The 16599-nt window shown below is 59.3% G+C and carries 29 protein-coding genes and 1 pseudogene; 29 read left to right on the forward strand and 1 reads right to left on the reverse strand.

Annotation, left to right across the window (positions count from 1 at the left end):
- From tuf to BM216_RS17525, 29 genes and pseudogenes are all read left to right on the forward strand, one after another.
- Window positions 1-286, forward strand: a pseudogene (gene tuf, locus BM216_RS17385) (elongation factor Tu); the annotation flags it as partial.
- 315 nt (window positions 287-601) lie between these two features.
- Complete coding sequence (gene rpsJ / locus BM216_RS17390; RefSeq protein ID WP_003547547.1) at window positions 602-910, forward strand: 30S ribosomal protein S10; 309 nt, start codon at window positions 602-604, stop codon at window positions 908-910.
- 49 nt (window positions 911-959) lie between these two features.
- Window positions 960-1601 carry a 50S ribosomal protein L3 gene (gene rplC / locus BM216_RS17395; protein WP_093000483.1) on the forward strand — a complete coding sequence of 214 codons (642 nt, stop codon included), beginning with the start codon at window positions 960-962 and terminating at the stop codon, window positions 1599-1601.
- Between the two features lie 13 nt (window positions 1602-1614).
- The gene (gene rplD / locus BM216_RS17400; protein ID WP_093000484.1) at window positions 1615-2235 is read left to right on the forward strand and encodes a 50S ribosomal protein L4; all 621 of its coding nucleotides are present in this window, start codon (window positions 1615-1617) and stop codon (window positions 2233-2235) included.
- Window positions 2232-2525, forward strand: coding sequence for a 50S ribosomal protein L23 (locus BM216_RS17405; protein WP_093000485.1), 294 nt, complete (start codon window positions 2232-2234; stop codon window positions 2523-2525). The genes rplD and BM216_RS17405 overlap by 4 nt, the downstream gene beginning before the upstream one ends.
- 11 nt (window positions 2526-2536) lie before the next feature.
- Complete coding sequence (rplB, locus tag BM216_RS17410; RefSeq protein WP_093000486.1) at window positions 2537-3370, forward strand: 50S ribosomal protein L2; 834 nt, start codon at window positions 2537-2539, stop codon at window positions 3368-3370.
- 16 nt (window positions 3371-3386) lie between these two features.
- Window positions 3387-3665 carry a 30S ribosomal protein S19 gene (rpsS, locus tag BM216_RS17415; protein ID WP_029620128.1) on the forward strand — a complete coding sequence of 93 codons (279 nt, stop codon included), beginning with the start codon at window positions 3387-3389 and terminating at the stop codon, window positions 3663-3665.
- Between the two features lie 2 nt (window positions 3666-3667).
- The gene (rplV, locus tag BM216_RS17420) at window positions 3668-4057 is read left to right on the forward strand and encodes a 50S ribosomal protein L22 (RefSeq protein WP_093000487.1); all 390 of its coding nucleotides are present in this window, start codon (window positions 3668-3670) and stop codon (window positions 4055-4057) included.
- Window positions 4057-4791, forward strand: a complete 735-nt coding sequence (rpsC, locus tag BM216_RS17425; protein ID WP_093000488.1) for a 30S ribosomal protein S3 — start codon at window positions 4057-4059, stop codon at window positions 4789-4791. The genes rplV and rpsC overlap by 1 nt, the downstream gene beginning before the upstream one ends.
- 38 nt (window positions 4792-4829) lie before the next feature.
- Window positions 4830-5243 carry a 50S ribosomal protein L16 gene (rplP, locus tag BM216_RS17430; RefSeq protein ID WP_093000489.1) on the forward strand — a complete coding sequence of 138 codons (414 nt, stop codon included), beginning with the start codon at window positions 4830-4832 and terminating at the stop codon, window positions 5241-5243.
- A 12-nt stretch (window positions 5244-5255) separates the two neighbouring features.
- Complete coding sequence (rpmC, locus tag BM216_RS17435; protein ID WP_093000490.1) at window positions 5256-5456, forward strand: 50S ribosomal protein L29; 201 nt, start codon at window positions 5256-5258, stop codon at window positions 5454-5456.
- A gap of 11 nt (window positions 5457-5467) precedes the next feature.
- Complete coding sequence (gene rpsQ / locus BM216_RS17440) at window positions 5468-5704, forward strand: 30S ribosomal protein S17 (protein WP_093000491.1); 237 nt, start codon at window positions 5468-5470, stop codon at window positions 5702-5704.
- A 234-nt stretch (window positions 5705-5938) separates the two neighbouring features.
- On the forward strand, window positions 5939-6307 hold the full coding sequence (rplN, locus tag BM216_RS17445; RefSeq protein ID WP_003495199.1) for a 50S ribosomal protein L14: 369 nt from the start codon (window positions 5939-5941) through the stop codon (window positions 6305-6307).
- Between the two features lie 12 nt (window positions 6308-6319).
- The gene (gene rplX, locus BM216_RS17450) at window positions 6320-6628 is read left to right on the forward strand and encodes a 50S ribosomal protein L24 (protein ID WP_093000492.1); all 309 of its coding nucleotides are present in this window, start codon (window positions 6320-6322) and stop codon (window positions 6626-6628) included.
- Window positions 6621-7178: a 50S ribosomal protein L5 gene (rplE, locus tag BM216_RS17455; protein ID WP_093000493.1), complete on the forward strand. Its 558-nt coding sequence runs from the start codon at window positions 6621-6623 to the stop codon at window positions 7176-7178. The genes rplX and rplE overlap by 8 nt, the downstream gene beginning before the upstream one ends.
- Window positions 7179-7211: 33 nt before the next feature.
- Window positions 7212-7517 carry a 30S ribosomal protein S14 gene (rpsN, locus tag BM216_RS17460; protein WP_093000494.1) on the forward strand — a complete coding sequence of 102 codons (306 nt, stop codon included), beginning with the start codon at window positions 7212-7214 and terminating at the stop codon, window positions 7515-7517.
- 12 nt (window positions 7518-7529) lie between these two features.
- Window positions 7530-7928 (forward strand): 30S ribosomal protein S8, encoded by a 399-nt coding sequence (rpsH, locus tag BM216_RS17465; protein WP_093000495.1) that lies wholly within the window; start codon window positions 7530-7532, stop codon window positions 7926-7928.
- Between the two features lie 42 nt (window positions 7929-7970).
- Window positions 7971-8504: a 50S ribosomal protein L6 gene (gene rplF / locus BM216_RS17470; RefSeq protein WP_093000496.1), complete on the forward strand. Its 534-nt coding sequence runs from the start codon at window positions 7971-7973 to the stop codon at window positions 8502-8504.
- Window positions 8505-8516: 12 nt separating this feature from the next.
- Window positions 8517-8879, forward strand: a complete 363-nt coding sequence (gene rplR / locus BM216_RS17475) for a 50S ribosomal protein L18 (RefSeq protein ID WP_093000497.1) — start codon at window positions 8517-8519, stop codon at window positions 8877-8879.
- A 125-nt stretch (window positions 8880-9004) separates the two neighbouring features.
- Window positions 9005-9571: a 30S ribosomal protein S5 gene (gene rpsE / locus BM216_RS17480; RefSeq protein WP_093000498.1), complete on the forward strand. Its 567-nt coding sequence runs from the start codon at window positions 9005-9007 to the stop codon at window positions 9569-9571.
- A gap of 14 nt (window positions 9572-9585) precedes the next feature.
- Window positions 9586-9795 carry a 50S ribosomal protein L30 gene (gene rpmD, locus BM216_RS17485; protein WP_093000499.1) on the forward strand — a complete coding sequence of 70 codons (210 nt, stop codon included), beginning with the start codon at window positions 9586-9588 and terminating at the stop codon, window positions 9793-9795.
- A gap of 16 nt (window positions 9796-9811) precedes the next feature.
- Entirely contained in the window at window positions 9812-10291 is a 480-nt protein-coding gene (gene rplO / locus BM216_RS17490) for a 50S ribosomal protein L15 (protein ID WP_093000500.1), read from the forward strand.
- A gap of 237 nt (window positions 10292-10528) precedes the next feature.
- Window positions 10529-11869, forward strand: coding sequence for a preprotein translocase subunit SecY (gene secY / locus BM216_RS17495; protein WP_093000501.1), 1341 nt, complete (start codon window positions 10529-10531; stop codon window positions 11867-11869).
- Window positions 11866-12450, forward strand: a complete 585-nt coding sequence (locus tag BM216_RS17500; RefSeq protein ID WP_093000502.1) for an adenylate kinase — start codon at window positions 11866-11868, stop codon at window positions 12448-12450. Before secY ends, BM216_RS17500 begins: the two co-directional genes overlap by 4 nt.
- Before the next feature lie 274 nt (window positions 12451-12724).
- On the forward strand, window positions 12725-13093 hold the full coding sequence (gene rpsM, locus BM216_RS17505) for a 30S ribosomal protein S13 (protein ID WP_093000503.1): 369 nt from the start codon (window positions 12725-12727) through the stop codon (window positions 13091-13093).
- 112 nt (window positions 13094-13205) lie between these two features.
- Window positions 13206-13595, forward strand: coding sequence for a 30S ribosomal protein S11 (rpsK, locus tag BM216_RS17510; protein ID WP_007766864.1), 390 nt, complete (start codon window positions 13206-13208; stop codon window positions 13593-13595).
- 175 nt (window positions 13596-13770) lie between these two features.
- Complete coding sequence (locus tag BM216_RS17515) at window positions 13771-14781, forward strand: DNA-directed RNA polymerase subunit alpha (RefSeq protein WP_093000504.1); 1011 nt, start codon at window positions 13771-13773, stop codon at window positions 14779-14781.
- Window positions 14782-14827: 46 nt separating this feature from the next.
- Complete coding sequence (gene rplQ, locus BM216_RS17520) at window positions 14828-15253, forward strand: 50S ribosomal protein L17 (RefSeq protein ID WP_093000505.1); 426 nt, start codon at window positions 14828-14830, stop codon at window positions 15251-15253.
- A 77-nt stretch (window positions 15254-15330) separates the two neighbouring features.
- Entirely contained in the window at window positions 15331-15750 is a 420-nt protein-coding gene (locus BM216_RS17525; protein WP_093000506.1) for a ribosomal maturation YjgA family protein, read from the forward strand.
- On the opposite strand, the gene BM216_RS17530 is transcribed toward BM216_RS17525, so the two are convergent.
- Window positions 15722-16594, reverse strand: a complete 873-nt coding sequence (locus BM216_RS17530; RefSeq protein WP_093000507.1) for a DUF817 domain-containing protein — start codon at window positions 16592-16594, stop codon at window positions 15722-15724. The genes BM216_RS17525 and BM216_RS17530 overlap by 29 nt on opposite strands.
- Window positions 16595-16599: the final 5 nt, after the last annotated feature.

Consider the following 16599-nt stretch of genomic DNA (forward strand, 5'->3'; position numbering starts at 1 on the left):
GCCGCACAAGAAGTTCATGGCTGAAGCCTACATCCTGACGAAGGAAGAAGGCGGCCGTCATACGCCGTTCTTCACCAACTACCGTCCGCAGTTCTACTTCCGCACGACGGACGTGACCGGTATCGTCTCGCTGCCGGAAGGCACGGAAATGGTTATGCCTGGCGACAACGTCACGGTTCAGGTTGAACTGATCGTTCCGATCGCGATGGAAGAAAAGCTGCGCTTCGCGATCCGCGAAGGCGGCCGTACCGTCGGCGCCGGCATCGTTGCTTCGATCATCGAGTAATCGATAAGGGCAGGGCGGTATCTCCGGATACCGCCCACTTCAATTTTTTTTAAGCAAGTGGCGTATTGCGACTTGCTTATGACACAAAAACATAGCAAATGGCGCGCAAGCGCGATTTGCGCCTGCTTCGCTATGGTGAAGCAGCGAGTTGCAGAAGAATTTAAGGTGGGCCTTCGGGCCTGAAGACTGGAATAGGGTGCCTGCTGGAAGCGGTGCTCTCTTCGATCTTTGAAACCGGTGATCCGCCTTAGGTAAACGAACAACCCGTGCCATCACGTTTGGTATCGGGAGAACAGAAAACAAGGATAACGTCGAATGAACGGCCAAAATATCCGCATTCGCCTTAAGGCATTCGATCACCGTATTCTCGACGCTTCTACGCGCGAGATCGTGTCGACGGCGAAGCGCACCGGAGCAAGTGTCCGGGGCCCCGTTCCGCTTCCGACCCGCATCGAGAAGTTTACGGTTAACCGGTCCCCCCACATCGACAAGAAGAGCCGCGAGCAGTTCGAGATGCGCACGCATAAGCGCCTTCTCGATATCGTTGACCCGACACCCCAGACGGTGGACGCGCTGATGAAGCTCGACCTCGCCGCAGGTGTTGATGTTGAGATCAAGCTCTAAGACCTGGGTTTCGGCCAGGGTTTTAGACTGAGTGAGAAGGATTGAACCGATGCGTTCGGGTGTAATTGCACAAAAGGTAGGGATGACCCGCGTCTACAACGACGCCGGCGAGCATATCCCGGTAACCGTATTGCGTCTCGACAACTGCCAGGTTGTTGCACACCGCACTGTTGAGAAGAACGGCTATGCTGCTGTTCAGCTCGGTGCAGGTGTTGCCAAGGTGAAGAACACCTCCAAGGCTATGCGTGGCAACTTCGCTGCCGCCAATGTCGAGCCGAAGTCGAAGCTCGTAGAGTTTCGCGTTTCTGAAGACAACATGATCGAAGTCGGCACTGAGCTGAAGGCTGATCATTTCGCAGCCGGTCAGCTGGTCGATGTGACCGGTACCTCGATCGGTAAGGGCTTTGCTGGTGCCATGAAGCGCCACAACTTCGGTGGTCTGCGCGCGACCCACGGTGTTTCCGTGTCGCACCGTTCGCACGGTTCGACTGGTAACAACCAGGATCCGGGCAAGGTCTGGAAGGGCAAGCGTATGGCTGGTCACATGGGCCAGACCCGCGTCACCACCCAGAACCTCGAAGTCGTTTCCACCGACGAAGGCCGCGGCCTGATCCTCGTCAAGGGTGCCGTCCCCGGCTCCAAGGGCGCTTGGATCGTTGTTCGCGACGCCGTCAAGTCGGCTGCGAAGTAAGGGAGCCATTATCATGGAATTCAACGTCAAGACCCTCGAAGGCAAAGACGCTGGCAAGGTTTCCCTGTCGGATGCGATCTTCGGCCTCGACCCCCGCGAGGACATCCTCGCACGTATGGTCCGTTACCAGCTCGCCAAGAAGCAGCAGGGCACGCATCAGTCGCTGACCCGCGGTGAAGTTTCCCGCACCGGCGCCAAGATGTACAAGCAGAAGGGTACGGGCCGCGCTCGTCACCATTCGGCTCGCGCTCCGCAGTTCCGTGGTGGTGCCAAGGCTCACGGCCCGGTATCGCGCAGCCACGCGTTCGACCTTCCTAAGAAGGTTCGCGCTCTGGCTCTGCGTCACGCTCTGTCCGCAAAGCTGAAGTCTGAAGACCTGATCGTCATCGACAACCTGGTTGCTTCTGAAGCAAAGACCAAGGCTCTGATCGGCACGTTCGCATCGCTCGGTCTCACCAACGCCCTCGTCATCGGCGGCGCTGAGCTCGACAACAACTTCAAGCTCGCAGCCCAGAACATCCCGAACATCGATGTTCTGCCGGTTCAGGGCATCAATGTTTACGACATTCTGCGTCGCGGCAAGCTCGTGCTGTCGAAGGCCGCAGTTGAAGCTCTAGAGGAGCGTTTCAAGTGACCGATCTTCGCCACTATGATGTGATCGTATCTCCCTCGATCACCGAAAAGTCGACGCTGGTATCCGAACAGAACCAGGTTGTCTTCAACGTTGCCAAGACTGCTTCCAAGCCTGAGATCAAGGCTGCCGTAGAAGCGCTCTTCGGTGTGAAGGTCACTGCCGTCAATACGCTGGTCCGCAAGGGCAAGGTGAAGCGCTTCCGCGGCTTCATCGGCAAGCAGAAGGACGTCAAGAAGGCTGTTGTCACCCTGGCCGAAGGTCAGACGATCGACATCTCCACCGGTCTCTGAGGTAAAGAAAAATGGCATTGAAAAGCTATAATCCGACGACCCCGAGCCAGCGTCAGCTGGTCATCGTCGACCGTTCGGGCCTGTGGAAGGGCAAGCCGGTCAAGGCGCTGACGGAAGGTCTCTCCAAGAGCGGCGGTCGTAACAACAACGGCCGCATCACCGCCCGCTTTATCGGCGGCGGTCACAAGCGTACCTACCGCCTGGTCGACTTCAAGCGTCGCAAGTTCGACGTTGAAGGCACGGTCGAGCGTCTGGAATACGACCCGAACCGTACTGCGTTCATCGCGCTCGTCACCTACGCGGACGGCGAACAGGCCTACATCCTCGCTCCGCAGCGCCTCGCTGCCGGCGACAAGGTCATCGCTTCCGACAAGGCTGTCGACGTGAAGCCGGGCAACACCATGCCTCTGCAGTACATCCCGGTTGGTTCGATCGTTCACAACGTCGAAATGAAGCCGGGCAAGGGCGGCCAGATCGCCCGTTCTGCCGGCACCTACGTACAGCTCGTCGGCCGCGATGCCGGCATGGCTATCCTTCGCCTGAATTCCGGCGAACAGCGTCTCGTCCCGGGCTCCTGCCTGGCTTCGATCGGCGCCGTTTCCAACCCGGATCACGGCAACATCAACGATGGCAAGGCCGGTCGTACCGTATGGCGTGGCAAGCGTCCGCATAACCGCGGCGTCGTCATGAACCCGGTCGACCACCCGCACGGTGGTGGTGAAGGTCGCACCTCGGGTGGCCGTCATCCGGTTTCGCCTTGGGGCAAGCCCACCAAGGGCAAGCGCACGCGTTCGAACAAGTCCACGGACAAGTTCATCATGCGCTCGCGCCACGTGAAGAAGTAAGAGAGGAAGTCGTTCAATGGCTCGTTCAGTATGGAAAGGTCCGTTTGTTGACGGCTATCTTCTCAAGAAGGCTGAGAAGGTACGTGAAGGCGGTCGTAGCGAAGTGATCAAGATGTGGAGCCGTCGCTCCACCATCCTGCCGCAGTTCGTCGGTCTCACCTTCGGCGTCTACAATGGCTCGAAGCACATCCCGGTCAGCGTCAACGAAGACATGGTCGGTCACAAGTTCGGTGAATTCGCTCCCACCCGTACCTACTATGGTCACGGCGCGGACAAGAAGGCGAAGAGGAAGTAATCATGGCGAAGGCAAAGACCGAACGCCGGCTGAAGGACAACGAGGCACAGGCAGTCGCCCGTACCCTCCGCGTCAGCCCGCAGAAGCTGAACCTGGTTGCCGCCATGATCCGCGGCAAGAAGGTAGAACGTGCGCTCGCAGAACTCGAGTTCTCGCGCAAGCGCATCGCAGGCACGGTGAAGAAGACCCTCGAGTCTGCTATCGCCAACGCCGAAAACAACCATGACCTCGACGTCGACTCTCTGATCGTTTCGGAAGCATACGTCGGCAAGTCGATCGTGATGAAGCGTTTCCACGCTCGTGGCCGTGGCCGCGCATCGCGCATCGAAAAGCCGTTCGCTCACCTGACGATCGTTGTTCGCGAAGTCGAGGAAAAAGGGGAGGCCGCATAATGGGCCAGAAAATTAATCCGATCGGCTTCCGCCTCGGCATTAACCGCACCTGGGACAGCCGTTGGTTCGCCGACAACGCCGAATACGGCCAGCTGCTCCACGAAGACCTGAAGATCCGCGCCTACCTGATGCAGGAGCTGAAGCAGGCCGGTATCGCTAAGGTCGTCATCGAGCGTCCGCACAAGAAGTGCCGCGTCACGATCCACTCGGCTCGCCCGGGTCTGATCATCGGCAAGAAGGGTGCAGACATCGAGAAGCTTCGCAAGAAGATCTCGTCGATGACGAACTCGGAAACGCACCTCAACATCGTTGAAGTGCGCAAGCCGGAAGTTGACGCGACGCTGGTTGCCCAGTCGATCGCTCAGCAGCTCGAACGCCGCGTGGCTTTCCGCCGTGCGATGAAGCGTGCTGTTCAGTCCGCAATGCGTCTTGGTGCCGAAGGCATCAAGATCACCTGCGCCGGCCGTCTTGGCGGCGCGGAAATCGCTCGTACCGAATGGTACCGCGAAGGCCGCGTTCCGCTTCACACGCTGCGTGCAGACATCGACTACGGTACGGCTGAAGCCGAAACCGCATTCGGTATCTGCGGCATCAAGGTCTGGATCTTCAAGGGCGAAATCCTTGAGCACGATCCGATGGCTTCCGAACGTCGCGCGCTGGAAGGCGATGCGCTGGGTCCGGCAAGCCGCGACCGTGATCGTGGCGATCGTCGCCGCGAACGCGAAAACGCTTGATTATCGCTGGCGAAAGATAAGCTCGGAGAAGTAAGAAAATGTTGCAGCCAAAGCGTACCAAGTATCGCAAGCAGTTCAAGGGCCGCATCAAGGGCGTCGCAAAGGGCGGCTTTGACCTTGCATTCGGCGAATTCGGCCTGAAGGCTCAGGAACCGAACCGCGTGAACGCTCGCGAGATCGAAGCGGCTCGCCGCGCGATCACCCGTTACATGAAGCGCGCGGGCCGTGTATGGATCCGCGTCTTCCCTGACGTCCCGGTTACTGCCAAGCCCACCGAAGTTCGTATGGGTAAGGGTAAGGGTTCGGTTGAATACTGGGCTTGCAAGGTCAAGCCTGGTCGTATCATGTTCGAGATCGACGGCGTTTCGGAAGAAATCGCGCGCGAGGCACTCCGCCTCGGTTCTGCCAAGCTCTCGGTCACGACGCGCTTCGTTCAGCGCATCGCAGAGTAAGGAGAAGGCACGATGAAAGCCGAAGACGTACGCGGCCTCAGCGCCGACCAGCTCAAGGACAAGCTTGCGGACCTGAAGAAGGAGCAGTTCAACCTGCGCTTCCAGAAGGCAACCGGCCAGCTCGAGAAGTCCTCGCGCATCACCGAAGTTCGCAAGGACATCGCTCGCGTGAAAACCATTGCCCGCCAGAAGGCGGCAGAAGCCAAGGCCTAAGGAAGAATAATATGCCAAAACGCATTCTGCAGGGCGTTGTCGTTTCCGACAAGAACGAGAAGACCGTTGTTGTCCGCGTCGAGCGCCGCTTCGCGCATCCGCTGCTTCAGAAGACCGTTCGCCGGTCCAAGAAGTACAAGGCGCATGACGAGACCAATCAGTACAAGGTAGGTGATGTCGTTTCCATCGAGGAATGCGCACCGATCTCCAAGGACAAGCGCTGGACGGTTATCTCCGCCCAGGCTTAATCTGATCAGGAATTTCTGCCAGGCCCTTGCGTCTGGCAGAGAATCCTGTATGAAGCACGCCACTGGCGTCGAACGCTCGGAAACGGGCGTTCTTTTGCTTTGAGCGCACGGAAGGTCCCTTTCAGGGAAACCACCTTGGCAAGACCCATCCCGCGCACACTGAAAATCTGTTCATAGCCGGCCCCAGGCGCTTCTGCGCGTGGTGTTTCGGTCATTAGAAAAAGGCGACCTGACATGATTCAGATGCAAACAAACCTCGACGTGGCGGATAATTCCGGCGCACGTCGTGTCATGTGCATCAAGGTGCTGGGCGGCTCCAAGCGCAAGTACGCTTCGGTCGGCGACATTATCGTCGTTTCGATCAAGGAAGCTATTCCGCGCGGCCGCGTGAAGAAGGGCGATGTGATGAAGGCGGTTGTTGTGCGTACCGCTAAAGACATCCGTCGCGCCGACGGCAGCGTCATCCGCTTCGATAACAACGCAGCGGTCCTCATCGACAACAAGAAAGAGCCGATCGGCACCCGTATCTTCGGACCGGTTCCGCGCGAACTTCGCGCCAAGAACCACATGAAGATCATCTCGCTGGCTCCAGAAGTACTGTAAGGAGCGGGATCCATGCAGAAGATCAAGAAGGGCGACAACGTCGTCGTACTCGCCGGCAAGGACAAGGGCCGTACCGGTGAAGTTATCCAGGTTCTGCCGAAGGAAGACCGTGCGGTCGTCCGTGGCATCAACATGGTGAAGCGCCACCAGCGTCAGACGCAGACGCAGGAAGCTGGCATCATCAACAAGGAAGCATCCATCCATCTGTCGAACGTCGCGATCGTCGCGAAAGACGGCAAGCCGACCCGCGTTGGCTTTTCCGTCGTCGACGGAAAGAAGGTGCGTGTAGCCAAGCGTACGGGAGATGTAATCGATGGCTGAGTCCAAGTACGAGCCGCGCCTCAAGGCGGAATACGTTTCCCGCATCCGCGGCGCGCTTCAGGAGAAGTTCTCCTACGCGAACGAAATGATGATCCCGAAGGTCGACAAGATCGTCATCAACATGGGCGTGGGTGAGGCAACTGCCGACTCCAAGAAGCCCACTGTTGCTGCAGCTGACCTGGCCGCTATCGCTGGTCAGAAGCCGGTCATCACCAAGGCCCGCAACTCTATCGCTGGCTTCAAGGTTCGCGAACATATGCCGATCGGCGCGAAGGTTACCCTGCGCGGCGCCCGCATGTACGAGTTCATGGATCGCCTGGTCAACATCGCGCTTCCGCGCGTTCGCGACTTCCGCGGCCTGAACCCGAAGTCCTTCGACGGCCGTGGCAACTTCGCCATGGGCCTCAAGGAGCACATTGTGTTCCCGGAGATCAACTACGACAAGGTTGATCAGATGTGGGGCATGGACATCATCGTTTGCACGACGGCTACCAACGACGACGAAGCTCGCGCTCTGCTCACAGAGTTCAACTTCCCGTTCCGTGCGTAACCGTAACGACGAGCGTTAAAAAGGAACTCCGATATGGCGAAAACCAGCGCAGTTGAAAAGAACAAGCGCCGCCGCAAGACAGTCGCCCAGCAGGCCGCTAAGCGCGCCGAGCTGAAGGCGATCATCATGAACCAGGAACTTCCGATCGAAGACCGGTTCAAGGCAACTATCAAGCTCGCTTCTCTGTCTCGCGATGGCTCGAAGACGCGTATCCGCAACCGTTGCGAAGTCACCGGTCGCCCGCGCGCTTTCTATCGTAAGCTTAAGATGTCGCGTATTGCACTTCGCGAACTCGGCAACCTCGGCAAGGTGCCGGGCGTCGTCAAGTCGAGCTGGTAAGGAGATCGTTAGATGACCATGACTGATCCCTTGGGCGATATGCTCACCCGTATCCGCAACGGCGCTTCCCGCCGCAAGTCGACCGTCTCGACGCCTGCCTCCCGGCTGCGCGCTCGCGTTCTCGACGTGCTGCAGGCTGAAGGCTACATCCGCGGCTACTCCCAGGTCGACTACGGCAACGGCAAGTCCGAGCTGGAAATCGAACTGAAGTACTACGAAGGCGCTTCCGTGATCCGTGAGATCGGCCGCGTCTCCAAGCCGGGCCGCCGAGTTTATGTCTCGGTTAAGTCCATTCCGCAGGTCGCGAACGGCCTCGGCATCACCATCCTTTCGACTCCGAAGGGCGTGATGGCCGATCACCAGGCTCGCGAACAGAACGTAGGCGGCGAGGTTCTTTGCTCGGTCTTCTAAGGCTGAGCAGAGATCTCCATAGCGAACAGACAGGATAAACAAATGTCTCGTATCGGTAAGAAGCCCGTTCAGGTTCCGGCAGGTGTAACGGCTTCGGTCGAAGGCCAGAAGGTTTCTGCTAAGGGCCCGAAGGGCGAGCTGTTCTTCGTCGCAAACGACGAAGTCAAGCTCGAACTCAAGGACAACGCTGTTTCGGTAACCCCGGCCAGCCAGACCAAGGATGCTCGTTCGAAGTGGGGCATGTCCCGCACGATGATCGAGAACATCTTCAAGGGTGTTAAGGACGGCTACGAGCGCAAGCTCGAAATCAACGGCGTCGGTTACCGCGCTGCCATGCAGGGCAAGAACCTGCAGCTGCAGCTCGGCTTCAGCCACGACGTTGTCTACGAAGCCCCCGAAGGCATCACCATTGCCGTGCCGAAGCCGACGGAAATCGTCGTCACCGGCATCAACAAGCAGCAGGTCGGTCAGGTTGCCGCGGAAATCCGCGAATACCGTGGTCCCGAGCCCTACAAGGGCAAAGGCGTCAAGTACGCCGAGGAACGGATCGTCCGCAAGGAAGGCAAGAAGAAGTAAGGACGAGCGATCATGGCTACCAGAAAAGAAGCACTCACCAAGCGTGCGAGCCGTGTTCGCCGCCAGATCAAGAAGGTCGCAAACGGCCGTCCGCGTCTGTCGGTTCACCGCTCGTCCAAGAACATCTACGTACAGGTCATCGACGACGTGGCCGGCCGCACGCTTGCTGCCGCTTCCACGCTCGACGTCGATCTGCGCAAGTCGCTGAAGACCGGTGCGGACGTTGCAGCAGCTGCTGCCGTCGGCAAACTGGTTGCAGAGCGCGCCTCCAAGGCTGGCGTGAAGGAAGTCGTGTTCGATCGCGGCGCCTTCATCTACCACGGCCGTATCAAGGCACTTGCTGAAGCTGCCCGCGAAGGCGGTCTGAGCTTCTAAGGAATTTCGCCCGGTCTGCCCGAGAGGGGAGGCCGGGCGAATTGCGGTTCTGCCGCATCTCCTCCGGTTATCCGGAATAATCGTGAACCTGCCGTTCCACCCGCAAAAGAAAAAGGACAAGGACAATGGCACAGGAAAGAAGAGGCCGCGAAGATCGTGCGCCTCGTGAAGAGCGCGATAGCGAATTCGTCGACAAGCTGGTCGCGATCAACCGCGTCGCCAAGGTCGTCAAGGGCGGCCGTCGCTTCGGTTTCGCTGCTCTCGTCGTCGTAGGCGACCAGAAGGGCCGCGTCGGCTTCGGCCATGGCAAGGCACGTGAAGTGCCGGAAGCCATCCGCAAGGCGACCGAAGCTGCAAAGCGCGAACTGATCTTCGTACCGCTGCGCGACGGCCGTACGCTGCATCACGACGTCAACGGCCGTCACGGCGCCGGCAAGGTTCTGCTGCGTGCCGCCAAGGCTGGTACCGGTATCATCGCCGGTGGCCCGATGCGTGCCGTATTCGAAACGCTCGGCGTTCATGACGTCGTTGCCAAGTCGACCGGTTCGTCGAACCCGTACAACATGATTCGTGCGACGTTTGACGCCCTCAAGCACCAGGTGCATCCGAAGGACATCGCAGCTCAGCGCGGCATGAAATATGCTACGCTGCAGGCTCGCCGTGCCGCTTCCGGCGTTGCATCGGAAGAATAAGAGGAGTCTGACCCATGGCTAAGGCTACGAAGAAGACTGAAGCAAAGACGATCACGGTCGAGCAGATCGGTTCGCCTATTCGCCGTCCGGCTATCCAGCGCGCAACGCTGGTCGGTCTGGGCCTCAACAAGATGCACCGGGTTCGCACGCTGGAAGATACCCCTTCCGTTCGTGGCATGATCCGGTCTGTCCAGCATCTCGTTCGCATCGTCGACGAGAAGTGAGACGGAGGGATTGACCATGAAACTGAATGAGATCAAGGACAACGAAGGCGCCTCCAAGGACCGTATCCGCGTAGGTCGCGGTATCGGCTCCGGCAAGGGCAAGACCGGTGGCCGCGGCGTCAAGGGTCAGAAGGCCCGTTCCGGCGTTGCCGTCAACGGCTTCGAAGGCGGTCAGATGCCAATCTACCGTCGTCTGCCGAAGCGTGGCTTCAACAACATCTTCGCATCTGAATACGTCACCGTTTCGCTCGGCCGTATCCAGACCGCGATCGATGCCAAGAAGCTCGATCCGAAGGCCACTGTTGATGCTGCCGCCCTCAAGGCTGCCGGCGTCATCCGTCGCGTCAAGGACGGCGTACGCGTGCTTTCCGGCGGTGAGCTGAAGGCCAAGGTTTCGATCGAAGTCGCCGGCGCCTCCAAGGCTGCCGTCGAGAAGATCGAAAAGGCCGGCGCATCGATCAAGCTGCTCGCAGCTGTCGAAACTGCCGCAGAGTAAAACGTTTAAAATCGCCCGGGGTGAGCTTCACACCGGGCGATTTTATGTCCATATGTGAGCCTCACGATCTGGCGGCCCCACCGGTAACCCTAAGGGGCGCTGATCACATGAAAACAGGGTGAGGCACCTGATTGCGTTCCGCAATCTCCCGCGCCCGGTTTTTTGAACCAGAATTTGCGAACGCTTTCCGGCCATGGCAACTCCCGCCGGCGGACGAGCGATCGGGCGGAGAAACGCATGGCGTCTGCAGCGGAACAACTGGCCTCCAATCTCAATTTTTCGACCTTCGCCAAGGCAGAGGATCTCAAGAAGCGGCTGTGGTTTACCCTCGCTGCTCTCCTCGTGTATCGCCTGGGCACCCATATCCCGCTTCCGGGTCTGAACCCTGAAGCCTATGCACAGGCCTTCCGCGGTCAGGCCGGCGGTATCCTCGGTCTCTTCAACATGTTTGCCGGTGGCGCCGTCGAGCGTATGGCGATCTTCGCGCTCGGCATCATGCCGTACATCTCCGCGTCGATCATCGTGCAGCTGATGACCTCCGTCGTGCCTTCGCTTGAGAATCTCAAGAAGGAAGGCGAGGCCGGCCGCAAGATCATCAACCAGTACACCCGCTACGGCACGGTGATTCTCGGCACGCTCCAGGCCTACGGCATCGCCGCCGGCCTCGAGAGCGGGCAGGGGATCGTGGTCGACCCGGGTTGGTTCTTCAAGCTTTCAACCGTGGTCACGCTGCTCGGCGGCACCATGTTCCTGATGTGGCTCGGTGAGCAGATCACCTCGCGCGGCATCGGCAACGGCATCTCGCTGATCATCTTCGCAGGTATCGCCGCCGGTCTTCCGTCCGCTCTCGCCAACACGATGGAACTCGGCCGTACCGGCGCACTGCCGACGGCACTGATTCTCACCGTCATCGTCGTTGCCATCGGCGTCATCGCGCTGATCGTCTTCGTCGAGCGTGCCCAGCGCCGCCTGTTGATCCAGTATCCGAAGCGCCAGGTCGGCAACCGCATGTTCCAGGGCGATACGTCGCACCTGCCGCTGAAGCTGAACACCTCGGGCGTCATCCCGGCGATCTTCGCCTCGTCGCTCCTGCTCCTGCCGGCAACCGCCGCAGGCTTCATGGACACCTCGCGCATGCCGGAATGGGGGACTGCGATCATCGCGTCGCTCGGCCACGGCCAGCCGCTGTTCATGGTCCTGTATGCGGCGCTGATCGGCTTCTTCGCCTTCTTCTACACGGCCATCGTCTTCAACCCGAAGGACACGGCCGACAACCTGAAGAAACACGGCGGCTTCATTCCGGGCATCCGTCCGGGTGAGCGTACCGCCGAGTATATTGACTATGTGCTGACCCGCATCACGGTTATCGGCGCGATCTACCTCGTCTTCGTCTGTGTCCTGCCAGAGTTCCTGATCGCCCGCACGGGCGTTCCATTAGCCCTTGGTGGTACTTCGCTTTTGATTGTTGTCAGTGTAACCCTCGATACGGTTGCGCAGATTCAGGGACATCTCATTGCGCAGCAGTATGAGGGTCTGATCAAGAAGTCGAAGCTGCGCGGAGGAAAGAGGGGACGATGAGACTGATACTTTTGGGACCGCCGGGCGCGGGTAAGGGAACCCAGGCCCAGCGGATCGTGGAGAAGCATGGCATTCCGCAGCTCTCCACAGGCGACATGCTGCGTGCGGCGGTTGCTGCCGAGACGGAAGTTGGCAAGCGTGCCAAGGCCGTCATGGATGCCGGCGATCTCGTTTCCGACGAGATCGTCAATGCGATCGTCTCCGAGCGCATCGATCAGCCCGATTGCGCCAATGGCTTTATCCTCGATGGATATCCGCGGACGCTCGTCCAGGCGGATGCCGTCGAAGCCATGCTCACGGAAAAGGGGCAGGCACTCGATGTCGCGATCGAGCTCGTCGTGGATGATGCCGCCATGGTCGGACGCATCCTGCGCCGTGCAGAGGAAGCCCGTGCCGCCGGCCAGCCGGTTCGCAAGGACGACAATGCGGAAGTCTATGCCGATCGCCTGCGTGCCTATTACAAGAGCACCGCGCCGCTGATCGGTTACTACCATGCCAAAGGCAAGCTGAAGAGCATCGACGGCATGGCCGAGATGGACAAGGTGACAGTCGAGATCGAAAAGATTCTCGGCGGCCTTTGAAATCGATCTCCTCAAGAGGGGATTGGATCGGGCCTGTCACAGGCCTGTTAAAGAATCTCGGGCTCGGCAGTTGCATTTGACAGCTGATTCCGTTAAACACCGCGCCAACTCGCGACAGACTTGAGCGATTGGCGCGGACATCCGCAAGGGTATCCGGGGCCGATCGTTTTGATTTGTCTCGTTTGGTGTTGTTGAACTGGTGGCCTTGATCGGGCCGCTATCATGGAAGAAGTACCGCTTGCCGGATGGCAACCGGAACGCAAGGAGAATAGACGTGGCACGTATCGCTGGCGTCAACATCCCGACTGCGAAGCGCGTTGTTATCGCGCTGACCTACATTCACGGGATCGGCCCGAAGTTTGCGCAGGAAATCATGGACAAGGTCGGTCTTCCGGCTGAAAAGCGCGTCCATCAGCTCACGGACTCTGAAATCCTTCAGATCCGCGAAACCATCGACCGCGACTACGCTGTCGAAGGCGATCTTCGTCGCGAGACCGCGATGAACATCAAGCGTCTCATGGACCTCGGTTGCTACCGTGGTCTGCGTCACCGTCGTGGCCTTCCGGTCCGCGGTCAGCGCACGCACACCAACGCTCGTACCCGCAAGGGTCCGGCCAAGGCGATCGCCGGTAAGAAGAAGTAATTTTGGATGGACGTCGCGAGCGGGCAGGGTTCTGTCCGCTTTATCGTGACGCTTCGTTCCAAGGTGGAGCCGCTGGAATTACGGCGGTGCAGAGATCAACGAAAGGGATACTATGGCCAAGGAAGCCACCCGCGTTCGTCGTCGCGAACGCAAGAATATCACGTCGGGCGTTGCCCACGTCAATTCTACCTTCAACAACACCATGATCACCATCACCGACGCGCAGGGCAATGCTATTGCCTGGTCGTCCGCCGGTGCAAAGGGCTTCAAGGGTTCGCGTAAGTCGACCCCGTTCGCCGCCCAGATCGCTGCTGAAGACTGCGCCAAGAAGGCTCAGGAGCACGGCATGAAGTCGCTTGAAGTCGAAGTTTGCGGTCCGGGTTCCGGTCGTGAATCGGCACTTCGCGCTCTCCAGGCTGCCGGCTTCATGATCACCTCGATCCGCGACGTCACGCCGATCCCGCACAACGGCTGCCGCCCGCGCAAGAAGCGCCGCGTCTAATGGACGTATTGGGGTTCGCTTTTTTAGCGATCCTTATCTGAACTCGGGGAATAGCCGCTTCGCCTCCTGAAAGAGTCGAGGCGGCTTTCACCGTATCGCCGGAAGGCTATTTCCGGTGTTCCTCGTGCTCGGTTACCACGATTGGATGGTGGTAACGAACGGAAGGTAGTAGGTCATGATCCAGAAGAACTGGCAGGAACTGATTAAGCCGAACAAGGTAGAGTTCACCTCGTCCGGTCGTACCAAGGCAACCCTGGTTGCCGAACCCCTCGAGCGCGGCTTCGGCCTGACGCTCGGCAACGCGCTGCGTCGCGTTCTCTTGTCGTCGCTTCGCGGTGCTGCCGTCACGGCAGTCCAGATCGACGGCGTTCTGCACGAGTTCTCCTCCATCCCGGGCGTCCGGGAAGATGTGACGGACATCGTGCTGAACATCAAGGAAATCGCCATCAAGATGGACGGCGATGATCCGAAGCGCATGGTCGTGCGCAAGCAGGGCCCGGGCTCTGTCACCGCCGGAGACATCCAGACGGTTGGCGACATCGAGATCCTGAACCCCGACCACGTGATCTGCACGCTCGACGAGGGCGCCGAGATCCGCATGGAATTCACGGTCAACAACGGCAAGGGCTACGTCCCGGCCGAGCGTAACCGTGCAGAGGATGCCCCGATCGGTCTCATCCCGGTCGACAGCCTCTACTCGCCGGTCAAGAAAGTGTCCTACAAGGTGGAAAACACCCGTGAAGGTCAGGTTCTCGACTACGACAAGCTGACCATGACCATCGAAACCGATGGTTCGGTCACGGGTGAAGACGCCGTAGCCTTCGCCGCCCGCATTCTTCAGGACCAGCTGTCGGTCTTCGTCAACTTCGACGAGCCGCAGAAGGAACAGGAAGAGGAATCCGTCACCGAACTCGCGTTCAACCCGGCACTCCTCAAGAAGGTCGACGAACTGGAACTGTCAGTCCGTTCGGCCAACTGCCTGAAGAACGACAACATCGTTTATATCGGCGACCTCATCCAGAAGACCGAGGCGGAAATGCTGCGCACTCCGAATTTCGGTCGCAAGTCGCTGAACGAGATCAAGGAAGTTCTGGCATCCATGGGCCTCCATCTTGGTATGGAAGTTCCTGCATGGCCGCCGGAAAACATCGAAGATCTCGCTAAGCGTTACGAAGACCAATACTAACAGAATCAGACTGCAGGCGAATGCCTGCAAGTGAAGGAGACCAGACATGCGCCACGCAAAAGCAGGCCGCAAGCTTAACCGCACCGCAAGCCACCGTAAGGCTATGTTCACCAACATGGCCGCATCGCTCATCACCCATGAGCAGATCGTAACCACCCTGCCGAAGGCGAAGGAAATTCGTCCGATCGTCGAAAAGCTCGTCACCCTCGGCAAGCGCGGCGATCTGCACGCTCGTCGTCAGGCGATCTCGCAGGTTCAGGACCAGGACGCTGTTCGCAAGCTGTTCGACGTCATCGCTTCGCGTTACGCAACCCGCAACGGCGGCTACCTGCGTATCATGAAGGCTGGCTACCGCCAGGGCGACAACGCTCCGATGGCCGTCATCGAGTTCGTTGAGCGCGACGTCGACGCCAAGGGCAAGGCCGACAAGGCTCGCGTTGCTGCTGAGGCAGAAGCTGCCGAAGCCGCTTAATTCGATCTTCGATCGAAGATTTTTCAAAAGGCCGGGTGGAAACGCCCGGCCTTTTTGCGTCGAGCCGAGGTAAGCACATGATCGCACGCGAAACATTTTCAAAGCGGATCGGTCGCGGCCTGGCGGTGCTGGCCGTGATTGCCGCCGGCCTCGCGCTTCGCCGTTTCGGCTACGAGATCGGCCTACCATTCACCATGGTCAAATATGGTGGCTCCATCCTCTGGGGCAGCATGGTCTTCCTGCTCGTCGGCATGCTCACCGGCTCTGCCAGGATCGCCTTGGTGGCCTCTGGCGCAATGGCCATTGCCTTGGCGGTCGAGCTCTCGCGCCTCTATCATACGCCTGAATTGGACGCCTTTCGGCTGACGACCGCAGGCAAGCTCCTGCTTGGCCGCGTCTTCTCGCTCTGGAATATACTGGCCTATGCCACGGGCATTGCCGGCGCTGCGGTCGTCGAGGCGAGCTTGCTTAATCGGGCACGTGGATCTGTTGCTTGATGTGCTTGAGATGGGCGACGATGGTGAAGGTCATGATCACCAGCAGCGACCACGAGCTCCATTTGCCGATATGCACCGTCGACCAGGCGCCGAGCTGGTTCGGATAGGACCAGATGCCGAAGAAGGTGGAGATGTTTTCCGCCAGCCAGATGAAGAAGCCGATCAGCACGAAGGCGAGAAGCAGCGGCATCTTGCGGTCGCGGTCATAGGGCCGGAAGGTGACGGTGGTGCGGGCATAGAGGCCGAGCGCGCAGGCGGCGATATACCAGCGATAGTCGCCGATGAAGTGATGGGTGAAGAAGTTGGCGTAGATCGCAAGTGCGACCAGCGTCGCCATCCAGTAGCTCGGATGGTGGTGGATGCGCAGGTCGAAAAGCCGCCACGCCTGGATGATGTAGCTGCCGACGGCGGCATACATGAAGCCCGAAAACAGCGGTACGCCGAACAGCTTCGTATAGGCGAAATCCGGATAGGACCATGAACCGATGGCGCCGGACGTCTTGAACACTTCCAGCGCGAAGCCGACAATATGGAACAGGCCGATCGCCTTTGCCTCGTCCCAGGTCTCGAGCCTGCTCCAGATCATGAAGAGCTGGATGGCAAGCGCGATGACCAAAAGGACATCATAGCGGGGCAGGCCGAACAGCCCGGCCTTCGGCACGAGGAAGATCGAGACGAAGAAGAGGCCGGCAAACAGGCAGGCCCGCGCCTCCTTGAAGCCGAAGTATAGAAACTCGACGATGAAGCGCGCGAAGCCCCGCAGCTCTCCCCAGGGGCGCAGGTCGCAGAGGTAGAAGTCGAGAAACGAAAGGCGGCCGCTCTGCGCTGTCGTACCCGTGCTCATGTCTT

The organism is Rhizobium sp. NFR07 (genome assembly GCF_900111905.1).
Classification (GTDB): Bacteria; Pseudomonadota; Alphaproteobacteria; order Rhizobiales; family Rhizobiaceae; genus Neorhizobium.

Excerpts from the sequence above, each read along its gene's own strand:
- rplV (WP_093000487.1), top strand. The coding sequence starts at position 3,668 with ATGGCGAAGGCAAAGACCGAACGCCGGCTGAAGGACAACGAGGCACAG.
- rpmC (WP_093000490.1), top strand. The coding sequence starts at position 5,256 with ATGAAAGCCGAAGACGTACGCGGCCTCAGCGCCGACCAGCTCAAGGAC.
- BM216_RS17525 (WP_093000506.1), top strand. The coding sequence starts at position 15,331 with ATGATCGCACGCGAAACATTTTCAAAGCGGATCGGTCGCGGCCTGGCG.
- rpsC (WP_093000488.1), top strand. The coding sequence starts at position 4,057 with ATGGGCCAGAAAATTAATCCGATCGGCTTCCGCCTCGGCATTAACCGC.
- rplC (WP_093000483.1), top strand. The coding sequence starts at position 960 with ATGCGTTCGGGTGTAATTGCACAAAAGGTAGGGATGACCCGCGTCTAC.
- BM216_RS17500 (WP_093000502.1), top strand. The coding sequence starts at position 11,866 with ATGAGACTGATACTTTTGGGACCGCCGGGCGCGGGTAAGGGAACCCAG.
- rplX (WP_093000492.1), top strand. The coding sequence starts at position 6,320 with ATGCAGAAGATCAAGAAGGGCGACAACGTCGTCGTACTCGCCGGCAAG.
- rpsN (WP_093000494.1), top strand. The coding sequence starts at position 7,212 with ATGGCGAAAACCAGCGCAGTTGAAAAGAACAAGCGCCGCCGCAAGACA.
- BM216_RS17530 (WP_093000507.1), bottom strand. The coding sequence starts at position 16,594 with ATGAGCACGGGTACGACAGCGCAGAGCGGCCGCCTTTCGTTTCTCGAC.
- rplO (WP_093000500.1), top strand. The coding sequence starts at position 9,812 with ATGAAACTGAATGAGATCAAGGACAACGAAGGCGCCTCCAAGGACCGT.
- secY (WP_093000501.1), top strand. The coding sequence starts at position 10,529 with ATGGCGTCTGCAGCGGAACAACTGGCCTCCAATCTCAATTTTTCGACC.
- rplR (WP_093000497.1), top strand. The coding sequence starts at position 8,517 with ATGGCTACCAGAAAAGAAGCACTCACCAAGCGTGCGAGCCGTGTTCGC.
- rpsH (WP_093000495.1), top strand. The coding sequence starts at position 7,530 with ATGACCATGACTGATCCCTTGGGCGATATGCTCACCCGTATCCGCAAC.
- rplF (WP_093000496.1), top strand. The coding sequence starts at position 7,971 with ATGTCTCGTATCGGTAAGAAGCCCGTTCAGGTTCCGGCAGGTGTAACG.
- rplP (WP_093000489.1), top strand. The coding sequence starts at position 4,830 with ATGTTGCAGCCAAAGCGTACCAAGTATCGCAAGCAGTTCAAGGGCCGC.
- rpsK (WP_007766864.1), top strand. The coding sequence starts at position 13,206 with ATGGCCAAGGAAGCCACCCGCGTTCGTCGTCGCGAACGCAAGAATATC.
- rplN (WP_003495199.1), top strand. The coding sequence starts at position 5,939 with ATGATTCAGATGCAAACAAACCTCGACGTGGCGGATAATTCCGGCGCA.
- rpmD (WP_093000499.1), top strand. The coding sequence starts at position 9,586 with ATGGCTAAGGCTACGAAGAAGACTGAAGCAAAGACGATCACGGTCGAG.
- rplE (WP_093000493.1), top strand. The coding sequence starts at position 6,621 with ATGGCTGAGTCCAAGTACGAGCCGCGCCTCAAGGCGGAATACGTTTCC.
- rpsJ (WP_003547547.1), top strand. The coding sequence starts at position 602 with ATGAACGGCCAAAATATCCGCATTCGCCTTAAGGCATTCGATCACCGT.
- rplD (WP_093000484.1), top strand. The coding sequence starts at position 1,615 with ATGGAATTCAACGTCAAGACCCTCGAAGGCAAAGACGCTGGCAAGGTT.
- rplQ (WP_093000505.1), top strand. The coding sequence starts at position 14,828 with ATGCGCCACGCAAAAGCAGGCCGCAAGCTTAACCGCACCGCAAGCCAC.
- rpsQ (WP_093000491.1), top strand. The coding sequence starts at position 5,468 with ATGCCAAAACGCATTCTGCAGGGCGTTGTCGTTTCCGACAAGAACGAG.
- rpsE (WP_093000498.1), top strand. The coding sequence starts at position 9,005 with ATGGCACAGGAAAGAAGAGGCCGCGAAGATCGTGCGCCTCGTGAAGAG.
- rpsS (WP_029620128.1), top strand. The coding sequence starts at position 3,387 with ATGGCTCGTTCAGTATGGAAAGGTCCGTTTGTTGACGGCTATCTTCTC.
- rplB (WP_093000486.1), top strand. The coding sequence starts at position 2,537 with ATGGCATTGAAAAGCTATAATCCGACGACCCCGAGCCAGCGTCAGCTG.
- BM216_RS17515 (WP_093000504.1), top strand. The coding sequence starts at position 13,771 with ATGATCCAGAAGAACTGGCAGGAACTGATTAAGCCGAACAAGGTAGAG.